This window comes from Paenibacillus sp. GCM10027628, from assembly GCF_042676385.1.
Taxonomy (GTDB): Bacteria; Bacillota; Bacilli; order Paenibacillales; family NBRC-103111; genus Paenibacillus_E.
On the sequence record NZ_JBHTHA010000014.1, the window covers coordinates 15,289 to 29,318 of the forward strand.

The 14,030-nt window shown below is 48.8% G+C and carries 12 protein-coding genes; 6 read left to right on the forward strand and 6 right to left on the reverse strand.

Going from position 1 to position 14,030, the window contains the following annotated elements; translation table 11 throughout:
* Window positions 1-437: 437 nt before the first annotated feature.
* Together ACFQZT_RS14045 and ACFQZT_RS14050 are read left to right on the forward strand one after the other, a co-directional pair.
* The gene (locus tag ACFQZT_RS14045) at window positions 438-2,012 is read left to right on the forward strand and encodes a DNA-binding protein (RefSeq protein WP_379300812.1); all 1,575 of its coding nucleotides are present in this window, start codon (window positions 438-440) and stop codon (window positions 2,010-2,012) included.
* 175 nt (window positions 2,013-2,187) lie between these two features.
* Window positions 2,188-2,616 (forward strand): hypothetical protein, encoded by a 429-nt coding sequence (locus ACFQZT_RS14050; protein WP_379300814.1) that lies wholly within the window; start codon window positions 2,188-2,190, stop codon window positions 2,614-2,616.
* A gap of 76 nt (window positions 2,617-2,692) precedes the next feature.
* On the opposite strand, the gene yfbR is transcribed toward ACFQZT_RS14050, so the two are convergent.
* Both yfbR and ACFQZT_RS14060 read right to left on the reverse strand, forming a co-directional pair.
* Window positions 2,693-3,274 carry a 5'-deoxynucleotidase gene (gene yfbR / locus ACFQZT_RS14055; RefSeq protein WP_379300816.1) on the reverse strand — a complete coding sequence of 194 codons (582 nt, stop codon included), beginning with the start codon at window positions 3,272-3,274 and terminating at the stop codon, window positions 2,693-2,695.
* A 50-nt stretch (window positions 3,275-3,324) separates the two neighbouring features.
* Complete coding sequence (locus ACFQZT_RS14060; RefSeq protein ID WP_379300818.1) at window positions 3,325-4,602, reverse strand: polysaccharide deacetylase family protein; 1,278 nt, start codon at window positions 4,600-4,602, stop codon at window positions 3,325-3,327.
* A gap of 36 nt (window positions 4,603-4,638) precedes the next feature.
* Between ACFQZT_RS14060 and ACFQZT_RS14065 the strand changes: the two genes are divergently transcribed.
* The 3 genes from ACFQZT_RS14065 (at window position 4,639) to ACFQZT_RS14075 (ending at window position 8,903) form a co-directional block, all read left to right on the forward strand.
* The gene (locus tag ACFQZT_RS14065) at window positions 4,639-6,186 is read left to right on the forward strand and encodes a fumarate hydratase (protein ID WP_379300820.1); all 1,548 of its coding nucleotides are present in this window, start codon (window positions 4,639-4,641) and stop codon (window positions 6,184-6,186) included.
* Window positions 6,187-6,296: 110 nt separating this feature from the next.
* Window positions 6,297-8,090 (forward strand): two-component system histidine kinase PnpS, encoded by a 1,794-nt coding sequence (gene pnpS / locus ACFQZT_RS14070; RefSeq protein ID WP_379300822.1) that lies wholly within the window; start codon window positions 6,297-6,299, stop codon window positions 8,088-8,090.
* A 96-nt stretch (window positions 8,091-8,186) separates the two neighbouring features.
* Window positions 8,187-8,903: a response regulator transcription factor gene (locus tag ACFQZT_RS14075; RefSeq protein WP_379300824.1), complete on the forward strand. Its 717-nt coding sequence runs from the start codon at window positions 8,187-8,189 to the stop codon at window positions 8,901-8,903.
* A gap of 37 nt (window positions 8,904-8,940) precedes the next feature.
* On the opposite strand, the gene ACFQZT_RS14080 is transcribed toward ACFQZT_RS14075, so the two are convergent.
* Window positions 8,941-10,014 (reverse strand): MerR family transcriptional regulator, encoded by a 1,074-nt coding sequence (locus ACFQZT_RS14080; protein ID WP_379300826.1) that lies wholly within the window; start codon window positions 10,012-10,014, stop codon window positions 8,941-8,943.
* 169 nt (window positions 10,015-10,183) lie between these two features.
* On the opposite strand from ACFQZT_RS14080, the gene ACFQZT_RS14085 reads away from it, so the two are divergent.
* Window positions 10,184-11,266, forward strand: coding sequence for a Gfo/Idh/MocA family protein (locus tag ACFQZT_RS14085; RefSeq protein ID WP_379300828.1), 1,083 nt, complete (start codon window positions 10,184-10,186; stop codon window positions 11,264-11,266).
* A gap of 79 nt (window positions 11,267-11,345) precedes the next feature.
* On the opposite strand, the gene cydS is transcribed toward ACFQZT_RS14085, so the two are convergent.
* From cydS to ACFQZT_RS14100, 3 genes are read right to left on the reverse strand one after another with little or no spacing between them, the layout of a single operon-like run.
* Window positions 11,346-11,456, reverse strand: a complete 111-nt coding sequence (cydS, locus tag ACFQZT_RS14090; protein WP_379300830.1) for a cytochrome bd oxidase small subunit CydS family protein — start codon at window positions 11,454-11,456, stop codon at window positions 11,346-11,348.
* 7 nt (window positions 11,457-11,463) lie between these two features.
* Window positions 11,464-12,489: a cytochrome d ubiquinol oxidase subunit II gene (locus tag ACFQZT_RS14095; protein WP_379300832.1), complete on the reverse strand. Its 1,026-nt coding sequence runs from the start codon at window positions 12,487-12,489 to the stop codon at window positions 11,464-11,466.
* The gene (locus tag ACFQZT_RS14100) at window positions 12,486-13,835 is read right to left on the reverse strand and encodes a cytochrome ubiquinol oxidase subunit I (protein ID WP_379300834.1); all 1,350 of its coding nucleotides are present in this window, start codon (window positions 13,833-13,835) and stop codon (window positions 12,486-12,488) included. The genes ACFQZT_RS14095 and ACFQZT_RS14100 overlap by 4 nt, the downstream gene beginning before the upstream one ends.
* Between the last annotated feature and the right edge of the window lie 195 nt (window positions 13,836-14,030).

The window sequence follows — 14,030 nt, forward strand, 5'->3', positions numbered from 1 at the left end:
TGATACTAATGTGTTTTCATACTGCCATTGGATATTGTCCAATCAAAGGAGTCAGATCCAGAGAAAGTAGAGCTTTGATTGGAAATATTCCAGTCAAATGGATCTATCTACTCAATCTGATCCCCATATCCAGAAAAGCGCTGGATAGAATCCAATGTCTTACGGATTCTAGTCATGAGTTACTAAGATCCACTGCACAAAATCCAATAGAGACACACACGCGAGGCGAATATTGAGCAATCGGTTGGTTCTGCATGGAGGCGGCTGTGACGCTCTATGCTGTACCATTTTGCAATCTCAGAATTTCTTAGTGCACATTCCTGAAATTTTGTTACTTTTGTAAATCCGTTCAGCTAGGCTATTCCTATCTCATTCACTTATGCTACGATACAAGTAGGCCGGAAATGGCTAATTTATCCAATGGGTGGAGGGATTTGATGTTGAAGAAAGGCTTGCTTGGGTCAAGAAGCTGGAAAAGTCTCGCACTTAGTGTTACGTTATCGGTGTCCATATTGAGCGCTATACCGCAAGCATTTGCTGAAGGGCCTAATGATCCGGCTCCAACGATTACACCTGTAACAGCGAACGGGAAAAAGGTACTGTTTGATAACACGCATGGTCAAACGGCGGGTGCGGCTGACTGGGTCATCGATGGCGGATTCTCAGATTTTGCCAATGCTTTAGGTAATGCAGGCTATTATGTGAAAGAACTGCGGAAGACGACTCCGATTACGCTTGCAGATTTATCAGCATACGACGTATTTGTAATCGGCGAAGCAAATATTCCTTATAAAACTTCCGAGCAAAGCGCAATGCTGCAGTATGTGCAAGGTGGCGGTAGTATTTTCTTCATTGCCGATCACTATAATGCGGATCGCAACAAGAATCGTTGGGATGCTTCCGAAGTATTTAACGGCTACCGTCGCGGGGCATGGACGAATCCGGCGAGCGGCATGGGTACGGAAGAGGCTGCGTCTGCAGCCATGCAGGGAGTGGCAAGCTCCGACTGGCTCGCGACCAATTTTGGCGTACGTTTCCGCTACAATGCGTTAGGTGATATAACTGCGAATAATATAGTGAGTCCATCTCAAGCTTTTAACATTACAAATGGTGTATCAACGGTGGCTATGCACGCAGGGTCAACGCTAGCGATTATGGATCCTAATAAGGCCAAAGGTATCGTATATCTTCCAGCCACAACAACGAAGTGGGCTAGTGCGGTGGATCAAGGCGTTTACAATGGAGGCGGAGTTGCAGAAGGTCCGTTTGTCGCCGTCTCCAAAGTCAGTGCGGGTAAAGCAGGCTTCATTGGTGACTCTTCACCGGTTGAGGACGCGACACCCAAGTATCTAAAGGAAGAAACAGGCGGAGCCAAAACCACCTATGCAGGCTATCAAGAGCAAAATGATGCAAAGCTGCTGGTGAATATGGTGAATTGGCTGGCTACGAAAGAAAGCTACACGGATTTATCGCAGGTGTCGGGTTTAACGCTTGATACCGCTACATCCCTTTATTCCTGGGAGCAACCGGCCAATAGTACAGAGCCGCAAGCGGAACCTTGGGCAGCGCCGGCTGCAGGCTACAAGTGGTGGGATCGAACAACGTTTAAAGCAGGGTCTTACGGTTATGGCTCTAGCACTAATACGTCAGATCCATACGCTTTTATCCATCAATCTACATTGCCCAACCAGGCTGTTTTTCAAGTGAAAATCATTCTGAATGGACTAACGGCAAATTCCACGGTAAGTGGCTATAATCTCGGTATCTATAACGGTTCTGGGACCCAAGTGGCAAAAGTGCAAAATAGTGACGGCTCGTGGCCTTCCTCTTATGGGTATAGCACCAGCTTCTCGCTGACAGCCGATGCTAGCGGGCATGCAGAGAAAATAGTGAGTGTCCAAATAAATCCGAGTATATCGGGTGCCGCTAATATGAGATTAAGACAGAATACGACAGCTAAATTCACTGAAGCGGTAACGATTGCGAACGTACCTGCAGAACCGCTGCCTTAAGTGCTTCGGAAGAACTAGCGCCTGGCAAGTTGCAGGCGCTAGTTTTTCTTTTTTTGTTCACAAATCGTTTGAAGAAAGGGGGATTCTAGGGAAATTGTGGGATCGCTTTCTTGTCCACTCTAGTTGAATTCGGTATACTAAAGAAAACCATTTCAAACCAAGTTGGAGGCGTCAAATGTATAACGTTATGATTTTCTTGCACGTAGTGAGTGCCTTATTGTTAGGTGCATATGTCGTATTTCCTTTTCTGGTGGGTCGTGCCGCATCATTGTCCGGTGCCGCACAAGAAAGCTTCGTAGGCTTGCTCAGATCTTTTAATCGCGTTGGTCAATTTGCATTAATCGTTGCTTTCATTACAGGCGGGGCTTTGATTAGTAATGTTAAGCCATCCGTCGCTTGGATGATCACGGCTGTTGTTTTATTGCTTATCGTAGGTGCTCTCTCCGGAATGATTGGAGCCAGAACGAAGAAGCTGATCGCATCTGCCAAAGCAGGGGCGAATACGGCGGCTGATGTTGGCAAAATTCAATCTTTCAGCTGGATCGCTGCCATCGTGGTCGTTGTAGCAGTTCTGATTATGACAAATCCTCAGATCTTGGGTTAAGGTTTAAGCTCTATTAGAGAATAAAAAAAAGCATGTTCATCTTCAAGATGACATGCTTTTTTTCGATTAGGAACGATCAGTTCAACGTTATCTCATCCAGTGTTTTTTCGAAGGACGCGCTCATATGAGTAAGGAAGTAGTCCACTTCCGGCATGTTCATCTTTTGCAAGCTTTCTAAGATTTGCTGCTTGGCTACGATAAACTCACGATTGCCGGTTGAAAGTTCGGTCAAACATTTGATGTAGGCTTCCAGAAGGTCGGCGGCTTTCACCCAACGATAGAGCTCAGGGTCATGATCTTGAATTAAGGAACGATAAACATGGCTAATTTCCGCAGGTATGGTCTCGATCAGTTTTTCCACGGCGACGTCTTCAATTTCCCGGAAATTGCGCAAGATTTTTTCGTTATTATGTTTGACGGGCTGAGGAATATCGCCGGTTAAAACTTCAGATGCATCGTGGAACAAAGCGATGGAAACGACTCGATCCGTGGGTACGTTGCGGCCGTATACTTCATTGGCAATCGTGCAAAGCATGTGAGCGATAGCAGAGACGTAATAAGAGTGTTCGGCGACCGTATCCCGTCGCATGTTCCACATCAAGCTCCAGCGGTCGATATATTTTAACCGGTACAAATAGGCAAAAAAGTGATGGTTCATAAAGTCCTCCCATGGTCGTAGTATTCCTATAGTAACGCGAGACGGCCAGTCTATTTGACGCTCGGCGTCACCCGCTCAGCCACCTTCCCGGTGGCGGGGGTGTAGACGAGCGGAAGCCCGGTCAGCGCTTGCAGATCGTCAAGCGCGATCGTGACCCGCCCGTGCTCGCGCAGCACGGGCTCGCGCAGCGTGACGCGCGCCTCGCCGCGCGTCGCGGTCTTCGCATTCACCTGCAGGGTGAATGCCTGCCCGCCAAGGCGGAGCTGGATGGCTCCGCCTTCGGCAAGGGCGCTGCCGCCAAGCTGCTCGGCTGCTGTCGCCACGTCCACGCGCAGCGGGGCGCTGCCCGGCTGCGCCGCGATGCGGCGCTGGATCGAGCGGTGCAGCAGCTCCGGCGTGATGCCGGGGCTGCCCGCGTTGATCCGCGGGATGAGCAGGCGATCGGCGCTTCGCGTCGCCATCTCCGGCGAGATCGTGAAGGCGTAGCGAATGCCCGCCTGCTGGATAAGTGCCGTCGCTTCCGGCGACGTGATGCCGAACGGATAGGCCATCGTGTCAAGCGGCGCGTCGGTCAGTTTGGCAAGCTTGCCGACGCAAGCGTTCGTATCTTTGAGGACGCGCTGCTTGTAAGCCTCGTCGGTTTCTTGTTGGCCATTCTGGTCTAATTTTCCTACGAGAGCGGCTTTGCCGCTTGGGAGCTTATGATGCAAGTTGTCCGTATGGCAGCCAATATCAATGAAATTTGTCGCGTGGGTCATCTCGCTAATTTGTTCCTTCGACATGGAAGGAATATAGGAGCCGAGCGGATTGGTCAAATCATTCGTAATGACGAAATTCACAGCGGGAATACGCAAGCTTTTAAGGATCGGATAAGCCGTTGTGTAGAAGCTCTGGTAGCCGTCGTCAAAAGTAACCAGCACCGCGTTAACGGGCACCGTTGCGCCTTCCATAAACTGCTTGAATTCATTTAAAGTAATAAAATGATAGCCTTTGCTTAGCAAGGATTCCAGCTGCCCCTGAAAAAGCGAGGACGTAATCGTGCTGGAACTGGTGTCTTTATCATGCACATGGTGGTACATGAGGACGGCAACTTGATCTTGATAGTAAATTTCCTGGGAACGATTGGCTTGCAGCGGAGTGAGCAGCAAACTGATGCCAACCAGACTCAGCAGCATGGTAATGGCGATTCTTTTGTACATGTCAGTGAATCTCCTTGTTTTTCTCACATCTACATCGAACACATCGTGGTAGGTATGATATAATAGATAGAGTTGTTTATAAAGTCCACTTCCTCTGTTCTGAAAGCGGACTATTTCTTTTATCATCATAATTTCTTTCAAATGAGAGAGGAGCCAGACTTAGTCATGCAGCATTTTTATCAAAGCGTATACGATTTGATTGTCGAAACTTCAACGAACCTTCCAGGTGACGTTCGCCGCGCGGTTCAAGCGGCTGGAGAACGCGAGGACCAAGGCACTCGTTCTGCGCTTTCTTTATCAAGGATTGCCGATAACATTCATATGGCAGAGTGCAATGTATCTCCAATTTGCCAAGATACGGGCATGCCAACGTTTATTATACACTGTCCGGTTGGGGCAAACCAAATTATCATGAAGAAGCAGATTCTTGATGCTGTTGCGAATGCAACGAAAGCCAGCAAGCTGCGCACCAATTCCGTTGACTCTTTGACAGGAGCTAACAGCGGAGATAATTTGGGACCTGGTACGCCGGTTATTCATTTCGAGCAGTGGGAACGCGACGATATTGAAGTGAAGCTGATTTTGAAAGGCGGCGGCTGTGAAAATAAAAACATCCAGTACAGCCTTCCTACGGAACTCGAAGGCTTAGGCAAAGCCGGACGCGACCTTGACGGTATCCGCAAGTGCATCATGCACGCGGTTTATCAAGCGCAAGGCCAAGGCTGCAGCGCCGGTTTCATCGGCGTAGGGATCGGCGGCGACCGCACAAGCGGCTACGAGCTCGCGAAGCATCAATTATTCCGTCACGTCGACGATGTGAATCCGCATCCGGAGCTTCGCAAAGTGGAAGAGTACGTGATGGAGCATGCGAATACGCTCGGTATCGGAACGATGGGTTTCGGCGGTCAAGTGACGCTGCTCGGTTGTAAAGTCGGCGTGATGAACCGTCTGCCGGCGAGCTTCTTCGTGTCCGTAGCATACAACTGCTGGGCGTTCCGTCGCCAGGGCGTGATTCTGAATGCGGAGACTGGAGAAATTAACGGCTGGTCGTATCCGAGAGGAACGGAAGTATCGTTCCAGGAAGCTTTCGAAGCTGGTCAAAAGGCAGCGGCAAGCGCGACGGAAGAACGTCGTGAGATCGTGTTGACGACGCCAATCTCCGAAGAACAAATCCGTTCGCTGAAAGTGGGCGATGTGGTCGTCATTAATGGTACGATGCATACCGGACGCGATGCGCTGCACAAATATTTGATGGATCACGATGCACCGGTGGATCTGAATGGCGCAGCGATTTATCACTGCGGACCGGTGATGAGCAAGGATGAATCCGGCGAATGGCATGTGAAAGCGGCTGGGCCGACGACGAGTATTCGCGAGGAGCCTTATCAAGGCGATATCATTAAGAAGTTCGGTATTCGCGCCGTCATCGGTAAAGGCGGAATGGGCCCCAAAACGCTAGCTGCCCTCAAAGAGCACGGCGGCGTGTATTTGAATGCCATCGGTGGTGCTGCTCAATACTACGCACAATGCTTCAAAAAAGTAGAGGGTGTCGACTACATGGAATTCGGTATTCCGGAAGCGATGTGGCACTTGGAGACGGAAGGCTTCGCGGCAATCGTGACAATGGATTCCCATGGCAACAGCTTGCATGCCGACGTCGAGAAAAACTCGCTTGAGAAGCTTGCTGCACTCAAAGAGCCGGTTTTTAAATAATCGTTTACAAAAAAAATACTGGATCAGGCACGGAGGAAAGGGTTACTATGTAGAGTAGCCCTTTTTCTTTATATATCGACATAAACTTACTCATCGGAGGAAGATAGCGGATGACGAAATTCCGTGCCAAATTGACATTTATACTGATTTTGCTGATTGGGTGCTCGATGTTGATTGCGGGCGTGTTTATGGCTAAGGTGTTGGAGGATTCGCATATTGAGGCGCTTCAGGATAACATGGAACGCGAGCTCAAGGTGATTCTGGCCACTGGGGAATGGAATCGCAGCGGTACAGAGAGCGAGCTAATTTCTTTTTACACCGACCAGGCTAAACGCATTAAGGCATCGACTGAAGCCAGATTGACTTTTGTTCGGGCTGACGGTCGCGTACTGGGAGATTCCGATCAAGATCCTCAGCAAATGGACAATCATCTCACCCGACCCGAGATTGTGGCGGCAGCTGCAAGCGGTGTTGGTTATACAACGAGATATAGTGATACTTTAAAAGAAAAAATGCTCTACGCGGCCATTCCTGTTAAGAACGGTGAGCAGATCACCGGATTTTTGCGTATTGCGATGAGTTTGGAGCAGGTGGCTCAATCGATCCGCAGTCTTTGGTATTTTCTGATTACAGGGCTTGTGATCTTGTTTATTATTGCGGGGATTGTGAGCTATCGAATTGCCAAAGGAATCACACGTCCGATCGAGAAGATGACTCGTGTTGCCCAGCAGATTACGAATATGAATTATAAATCGAGAGTGCCCTCTTACACCAATGATGAGGTTGGACAGCTCGGGCAGGCGATTAATCGCATGTCGGAAAGCTTGCAGCAGCAGATGGAACGCATTCAAGAGAACGAGCGCAGGCTTCAAGGCGTTATGGAAAATATGGTCAGCGGCATCATGATGATTGACCGCGAAGAGCGGATTATGCTGCTGAATCCGGCTGCCGAAGACATCCTTGGCTTTTCCGCGCAAGAGCTGCTCGGTAAAAAATATAATGAAGCGAAGCAGCAATATGAATTTACGAAGCTCATTCAGGAATGCATCGAGACCCGGGAGCCGATTCGCGACGAGATGATTTTCTACTACCCGGCGGAACGCATTCTTGAAATCAATTTAAATCCGATCTCTCATGAAGATGAAGAATGGTCGGGCGTTCTGATCGTCCTCCATGATATTACGGCGGTGCGTAGATTGGAGCGGATGCGCAGCGAGTTTGTGGCCAATGTTTCACATGAACTTAAGACGCCGATTGCGGCTGTCAAAGGCTTTGCCGAAACTTTGCTTGCCGGAGCACTGAACGATAAAGAGACGGCCGTCTCCTTTTTGCAAATCATTTTCGATGAGAGCGAGCGGCTAAATCGTTTGATCGGAGATATCCTTGAGTTGTCCAAAATTGAATCCAAGCGCATACCGATGCAGTTCTCTCCGGTCTATTTGCCGGAATTCCTTGAGAAATCGCTCAATGTACTACGGAAGGAAGCGGAGAAGAAGCATATTGAACTAAGTATGCAGGTGGACGATGATATTTACATTGAGGCGGATGAGGACCGTTTACGGCAAATATTTATCAATTTGCTATCTAACGGCATAAACTACACACAGGATGGCGGCAAAGTGAAGGTGCGCGTCGAGCCGCTTGACATGAATGCCGATGGCGACTATGAGCGTTTGCGAATTATCGTTTCCGATACGGGGATTGGCATTCCGAAGAAAGATCTGCCGCGTATCTTTGAGCGGTTTTACCGCGTTGACAAGGCTCGTTCCCGAAGCTCAGGCGGAACCGGACTCGGTTTGTCGATCGTGAAACATTTAGTAGAGCTGCACAGGGGAACGATCCGGGTGGATAGTGAAGTCGGCATGGGGACGAAATTTACGATTGAGCTGCCTGTCATTCACTAATTTACATCGCATTTACGAAATGTTTACATTGTCTTTACAATTCGGTGTTAAAATAAGGTTGTGCAAAGTTAATAAACTGTAAATTCGGGGGATCCCATGGCACAAAAAATACTGGTTATTGAAGACGAACCCACACTAGCGCGATTATTATCATACAACCTATCCCAGGAAGGTTATGATACGAAAGTCGTTGACCATGGTGGAGATGGGCTTCAAGAGGCTTTGCAGCAGTCCTATGATTTAATTGTTTTGGATATTATGCTTCCGGGTCTGAACGGCTTTGAAATATTAGCGAAACTTAGACAAAAAGGGAACGGTACGCCTGTCATTATTTTGACAGCCCGCAATGCTGAGGACGAAGTCGTACAAGGACTTAAGCACGGCGCCGATGATTATATTACAAAACCATTCGGCGTTGCCGAACTTCTGGCACGCGTCTCAGCTGTACTTCGCAGAACGCAATCCGAGGATGCGGTGACAGATAAAAATAAACCGAATGAGAAAGTCATTCAAGCCGGTGAGTTATTGATTTACCCGGAAAAATATGAAGTCGCCCTGAACGGGGAGTCGATCCCTCTTAGGCCGAAAGAGTTCGAGGTGCTGCTGTATTTGGTGCAGCGTCCCGGCGTAGTCGTGACGAGAGACGATCTGATGAATATTGTCTGGGGGTTTGATTATATCGGGGGGCAGAGAACCGTCGATGTGCATGTAAGCTCACTCCGCAAGAAGCTCGAGATGAATCAACAATCGGTACAAATCGATTCCATTCGTGGAGTCGGATACAAGCTGGTTGCGAATACGATAAAAAAATAATGAGCCTTGGGTTTGCTGAATGGACAGCGGCCCAGGCTCATTTTTGCGCATAAACGATGTAAATGAAGTCATTGATTGGCTGGGAGCGGACATCCTTAGAATGCCGCATTAGCCATTCTATAAGATGAGCGTGAACGGTGTACAGCTCGACTTGTTCATGCATCATGGGCAGCTTATTAGCTCCAGAGGAGATGAGCTTGTCCATGAACGTATGATGTTCATTTGCATCCCGTAACATATAATCGGCCAAACCAATTCGGCCTCCGGGCTTTAATACTCGAAGCATCTCCGCCCAAGCCAATTCTCTCTGCGGCTCGGTTAGATGGTGAAGCGCGAACGAGCTGACGACCATATCAAACTGTCCATCCATGAATGGAATGGCTAAAACATTGCCTAATTTAAGCTCGATGTCGGGATGCTTGCTTTCACAAAGCTTCAGCATCTGTTTGGATTGATCGATGGCAGACATGACAGCGCCTAACTGCTGAAGCTTGCCGGCCAAATTGCCGGTCGCTGTTCCTACATCGAGTCCTTTTTCCCCTGCCGCAGGGGCGATGAGTTCGACGATGAGGTTTAGCGCAGCTTCGTAGGCTGCATTCGGGGATAATAACAACCGGGCTTCACCAGTGGATTGATTATCTTCAATCAGCTGCATGTCGAATTGAGAAGCCTTGGCATCGAAATCCCAATGGTCGCGCCAGCTTTCGCGGAGGTCACGCATCGCTTTGTTTTGCCCGGCCAGCTCATAGAGCTGATCGGTTGGCAGTGTTTGATTGATTTTGGCAGCCTGAATCATGCGATCCATCGTTTCTATCATTTGCTTCATCCCGGTCCATTGCTGGAACAGCATAGAGCGCTGCAACTGCAGGGCGTAGATGAATTCCTCCTGGCTAGTTGAATCCGTTTGATCCAGTGTTTGTCTAATATCTTCAAGTGTCATGCCAACTTCCCGCAGTGAAATGATCGTTTGCAGGCGCAAGGCATCCTGCTCGGTGTAGGTGCGATAGCCGTTTTCTTTCATTTTGGCAGGGGACAGCAATCCCTTTTGTTCATAAAAACGAATCGCTCTTGCGGTGATGCCAAGTTTGCGGGAAATTTCATGAATCAGCACGAAGTACCTCCATCATGGCAAAATCGTATATAACTTTCGCCAGATCAGAAATTTTCTTTTTTTGGTATTTTGATATACTCTAATTGTAAGGGTAGAATGCACTTGTGAAAAGTATAAGAATAAACACAGATAGTTTTATTCCCGAGGGAAAATGCTAAGGAGGCTCGTTATGTCCAAAACGTATCGCATCGCGATCATCGGCTGCGGCGGAATCGCGAACGGCAAGCATATGCCGAGTTTGAACAAGCTAGACAATGTAGAAATGGTTGCTTTCTGCGACATTATTCCAGAAAAAGCGCATGAAGCGGCAAGCAAGTACGGGAAAAACGAAACTCGCGTATATAATGACTACCGTGAAGTTTTGTTAGACGAATCCATCGATATCGTGCATGTCTGTACACCAAACGATTCCCATGCAGAGATTACAATTGCTGCACTCGAAGCAGGCAAGCATGTGATGTGCGAAAAGCCAATGGCTAAAACAGCTGCTGATGCGCGTCGAATGGTAGAGGCTGCTAAACGGACCGGTAAGAAGCTTACGGTTGGGTACAACAACCGTTTCCGCGGCGACAGCCAGCATCTGCACCAGCTCTGTGCGGACGGTGAGCTCGGCGACATTTACTTCGCCAAGGCGCATGCGATTCGCCGTCGCGCTGTTCCCACTTGGGGCGTATTCCTGGATGAAGAAAAGCAAGGCGGAGGACCGCTGATCGATATCGGTACGCATGCGCTCGATTTGACCATGTGGATGATGAACAACTACGAGCCGAAAGTCGTGCTCGGTACGTCTTACCACAAGCTGTCGCAACGTGAAAATGCTGCAAATGCATGGGGACCTTGGGATCCATCCAAGTTCACCGTTGAGGATTCCGCATTTGGTATGATTACGATGAAAAATGGCGCCACTATTATTCTCGAATCGAGCTGGGCACTCAATACGCTTGAAGTGGACGAGGCCAAATGTACGCTTTGCGGTACTGAGGGCGGAGCCGACATGAAGGGCGGACTGCGCATCAATGGCGAGAAAAACAGCCGTTTGTTCACAACCGAAGTAGAGCTAAATGCCGGCGGAGTTGCCTTCTACGATGGCGAAACGGAAAGTGCGCCAGATTTAGAAATGCGCCTGTGGATTCAAGCTATTGAGAATGACACCGAACCGGTTGTTACTCCAGAGCAAGCTTGTGTCGTTTCGGAAATTCTCGAGGCGATTTATGAGTCGGCTAAAACTGGAAAAGCTGTTTATTTCGACTAAATACGACTATTTCCCGGGAAATTAGCAAATCCCCTTCTGTTCGCTGCAATCTCAGCGGAGGAAGGGGATTTTTCGCGTTCTATTCTATGGATGCGTCATTACCTTTTGAAAACCAGGCGAATAGGAAGAAGATAGAGGTCAGCACGACCAGCATCGGTGCGACCATAATCAAAAAGAATTCAAAATCCATTTGAACGTCATCCTTTCTTAGAAGAATTGCCTTGAACATACGAAGCATCGAATAAAAAAAGCTTCATGAGCAAAGCGAGAGAAGGTACGAGGAGCAGCAATCCTGCTATGAAAGCTATAATCAGGGACAGCGCCATCGTATCGCTAGTAAAATTGTGATAAAGCGTGATGTAAGGATACAAAATATAGGGAAGATGCGAAGCTCCGTAGCCAAAAAAGGCAAAGGCAAACTGCAGCATGACGAATATAAAAGACCAGCCGAAGCCGCGACGCTTCCAGACGAGAAAGACCGCGATTAGAAAACATAGAAACGAAGCAGCGAACATCCATGCAAGGTCGACCATTTTTTGAAAATGCTGCGGATTATGACCATTGATAGCAAAGAATACGAGCAGGCTGCATAAAATCGTCGGCATGCTCCAGCCAAGCGCGTAACCGCGGACGACTTCAAGAGCTTTGTGATCCCTTGCTTTAGCTGCGTAATAAGTCAGAAACATGGACGATATATAGAGGACGCTAACAAGCGCCAGCAGCACAACGGCCCAAGAGTAAGGGCTGCGGAATAGGTCGCCGTAAAGGAAGAGCACATTTCCGTTCTTTTCCATTACAAAACCGCCTTCAGAGATAGTTAGAACGGTCGAGAGCGACGCCGGAATAAGCAAGCCCGTAGCTCCGTATAGGAACATATAGAGCTTGTTGTCTTTAGAGCCGTAATTGCTAAAAGCATAATAGGAGCCACGCAGAGCGAGCAGAATAATGGCTACACTGCCCGGGATGAGCAATGCCGTGCCATAGTAATAAGCCGTGTCCGGGAAAAAGCCGATGATCCCCACAATGAAAAAGATAAGGAACACATTGGTCACTTCCCAAACCGGGGACAAGTAGCGTTCGATAATGTTGTGAACGAGATGCTTCCGCCCCGTGATGAAGGAGTAATAGCTGAAAAATCCAGCACCGAAATCAATGGAAGCTACGATCAGGTAGCCATATAAAAATAGCCAAAGTACAGAAATGCCAAGTAGTTCATAGTTCATCGCGGTCCCCCTCCTTCAATGCCGCTGGCGATGAGTTCATCTTGCACATCATTATTTTTGAAAAGCTTGCTTAGTACTTTGATGACGGTTAGCCCGAGCAGCAAGTATAGGAAGCAGAACAGGACAAGCATCGTGTCCACATGCGTGGATGTCGTTGCACCTTCGGCCGTTTTCATAAAGCCGCGAAGTATCCAGGGCTGCCTTCCGACTTCGGCATAGACCCAGCCGCATTCGATACCAAGCATGGCAAGCGGACCTGACCATGTGATCAATCGCAGCAGCCACCGCGGGTAACGGCCATTGCTGCTCCGAGCTCTGCGCTGCGCCCATATATAGATGAGGCCTAGTAGAGTGAGGAACATCCCGATCGAGACCATGAGATCGAAAATATAGTGCACATAAAGCGGCGGCCGTTCTTTTACTGGCGTTTCATTTAGGCCTTGAACTTCCGCTGTCGGTGTGCCGTGAGCCAGAATACTTAGGGCATAGGGGATTTTGAGACCGTACTTAATTTCGTTATCTTTGGTCAAATAACCGCCCAGTACAAGAGGTGCTTTGTCCGCAGTTTCAAAATGCCACTCGGCGGCAGCGAGCTTTTCCGGCTGATACTTCGCTAGGAACTTGCCGGAGAGATCGCCGACCAAAGCCGTGCAAAGCGAAAACACAAGCGCCGCGGTCATCGTGAGCTTCAACGCCTTGCGATGGTAGCGAGTGTCTTTCTTTTTCAATAAAGAGAAAGCGGCTATAGCGGCAAGAATAAAGGCGCTTGTCATATACGACGAAGCGAGCACATGGGCAACTTTCGTCGGCGTAGCCGGATTGAACATCGCGACCAGCGGCTGGATGTCAGTGATGGCTCCATATTGCAGCTTAAATCCTTGCGGAGTATTCATAAAAGCATTCACGGTCGTGATGAAGAACGCGGAAGCAGAGGAGCCGATGACGACCGGGATCAAAAGCATGAAGTGCAGGATCGGTTTTTTGAATCGGTCCCACGTATATAAGTAGATGCCAAGGAAGATGGCTTCAAAGAAGAAAGCGAAAGTCTCCAAGAACAGCGGCAGGGCAATCGCCTGTCCGGCGATCCGCATGAAGCTTGGCCAAAGCAAGCTCAGTTGAAGGCCGATCGCAGTTCCAGTGACGACTCCGACTGCGACGGTGATGACGAAGCCGCGAGCCCAGCGACGCGCCATGAGCGAATAGTACGGGTCGCCCCGTTTAATCGCCGTCCATTCGGCAAGCGCGATCATCATGGGAACGCCAACCCCGATCGTAGCGAAAATAATGTGAAACGCAAGCGTGAGCTCCGTGAGCATGCGGCTGTAAAGTACCGGATCGTAGTGCATAGTATCATCTCCTAAGAGTTTTCGTAAGAAAACTTGCATCGTAAGCATTGGCTATTTTTATGCAAATAAATGACGGCTCCAAGATAGAAGCATGACTGCGGCAACCACTGCGCATAAGATGATGAGGGCCTTTTCTTGTTTGCGGTATTTGTCCATGTATATTCACCTGCTCCATCGTTCTTTCTTGATACTTAT

Excerpts from the sequence above, each read along its gene's own strand:
- ACFQZT_RS14050 (WP_379300814.1), top strand. The coding sequence starts at position 2,188 with ATGTATAACGTTATGATTTTCTTGCACGTAGTGAGTGCCTTATTGTTA.
- ACFQZT_RS14045 (WP_379300812.1), top strand. The coding sequence starts at position 438 with ATGTTGAAGAAAGGCTTGCTTGGGTCAAGAAGCTGGAAAAGTCTCGCA.
- pnpS (WP_379300822.1), top strand. The coding sequence starts at position 6,297 with ATGACGAAATTCCGTGCCAAATTGACATTTATACTGATTTTGCTGATT.
- ACFQZT_RS14075 (WP_379300824.1), top strand. The coding sequence starts at position 8,187 with ATGGCACAAAAAATACTGGTTATTGAAGACGAACCCACACTAGCGCGA.
- ACFQZT_RS14085 (WP_379300828.1), top strand. The coding sequence starts at position 10,184 with ATGTCCAAAACGTATCGCATCGCGATCATCGGCTGCGGCGGAATCGCG.
- ACFQZT_RS14065 (WP_379300820.1), top strand. The coding sequence starts at position 4,639 with ATGCAGCATTTTTATCAAAGCGTATACGATTTGATTGTCGAAACTTCA.
- ACFQZT_RS14060 (WP_379300818.1), bottom strand. The coding sequence starts at position 4,602 with ATGATGATAAAAGAAATAGTCCGCTTTCAGAACAGAGGAAGTGGACTT.
- cydS (WP_379300830.1), bottom strand. The coding sequence starts at position 11,456 with ATGGATTTTGAATTCTTTTTGATTATGGTCGCACCGATGCTGGTCGTG.
- ACFQZT_RS14100 (WP_379300834.1), bottom strand. The coding sequence starts at position 13,835 with ATGCACTACGATCCGGTACTTTACAGCCGCATGCTCACGGAGCTCACG.
- yfbR (WP_379300816.1), bottom strand. The coding sequence starts at position 3,274 with ATGAACCATCACTTTTTTGCCTATTTGTACCGGTTAAAATATATCGAC.
- ACFQZT_RS14095 (WP_379300832.1), bottom strand. The coding sequence starts at position 12,489 with ATGAACTATGAACTACTTGGCATTTCTGTACTTTGGCTATTTTTATAT.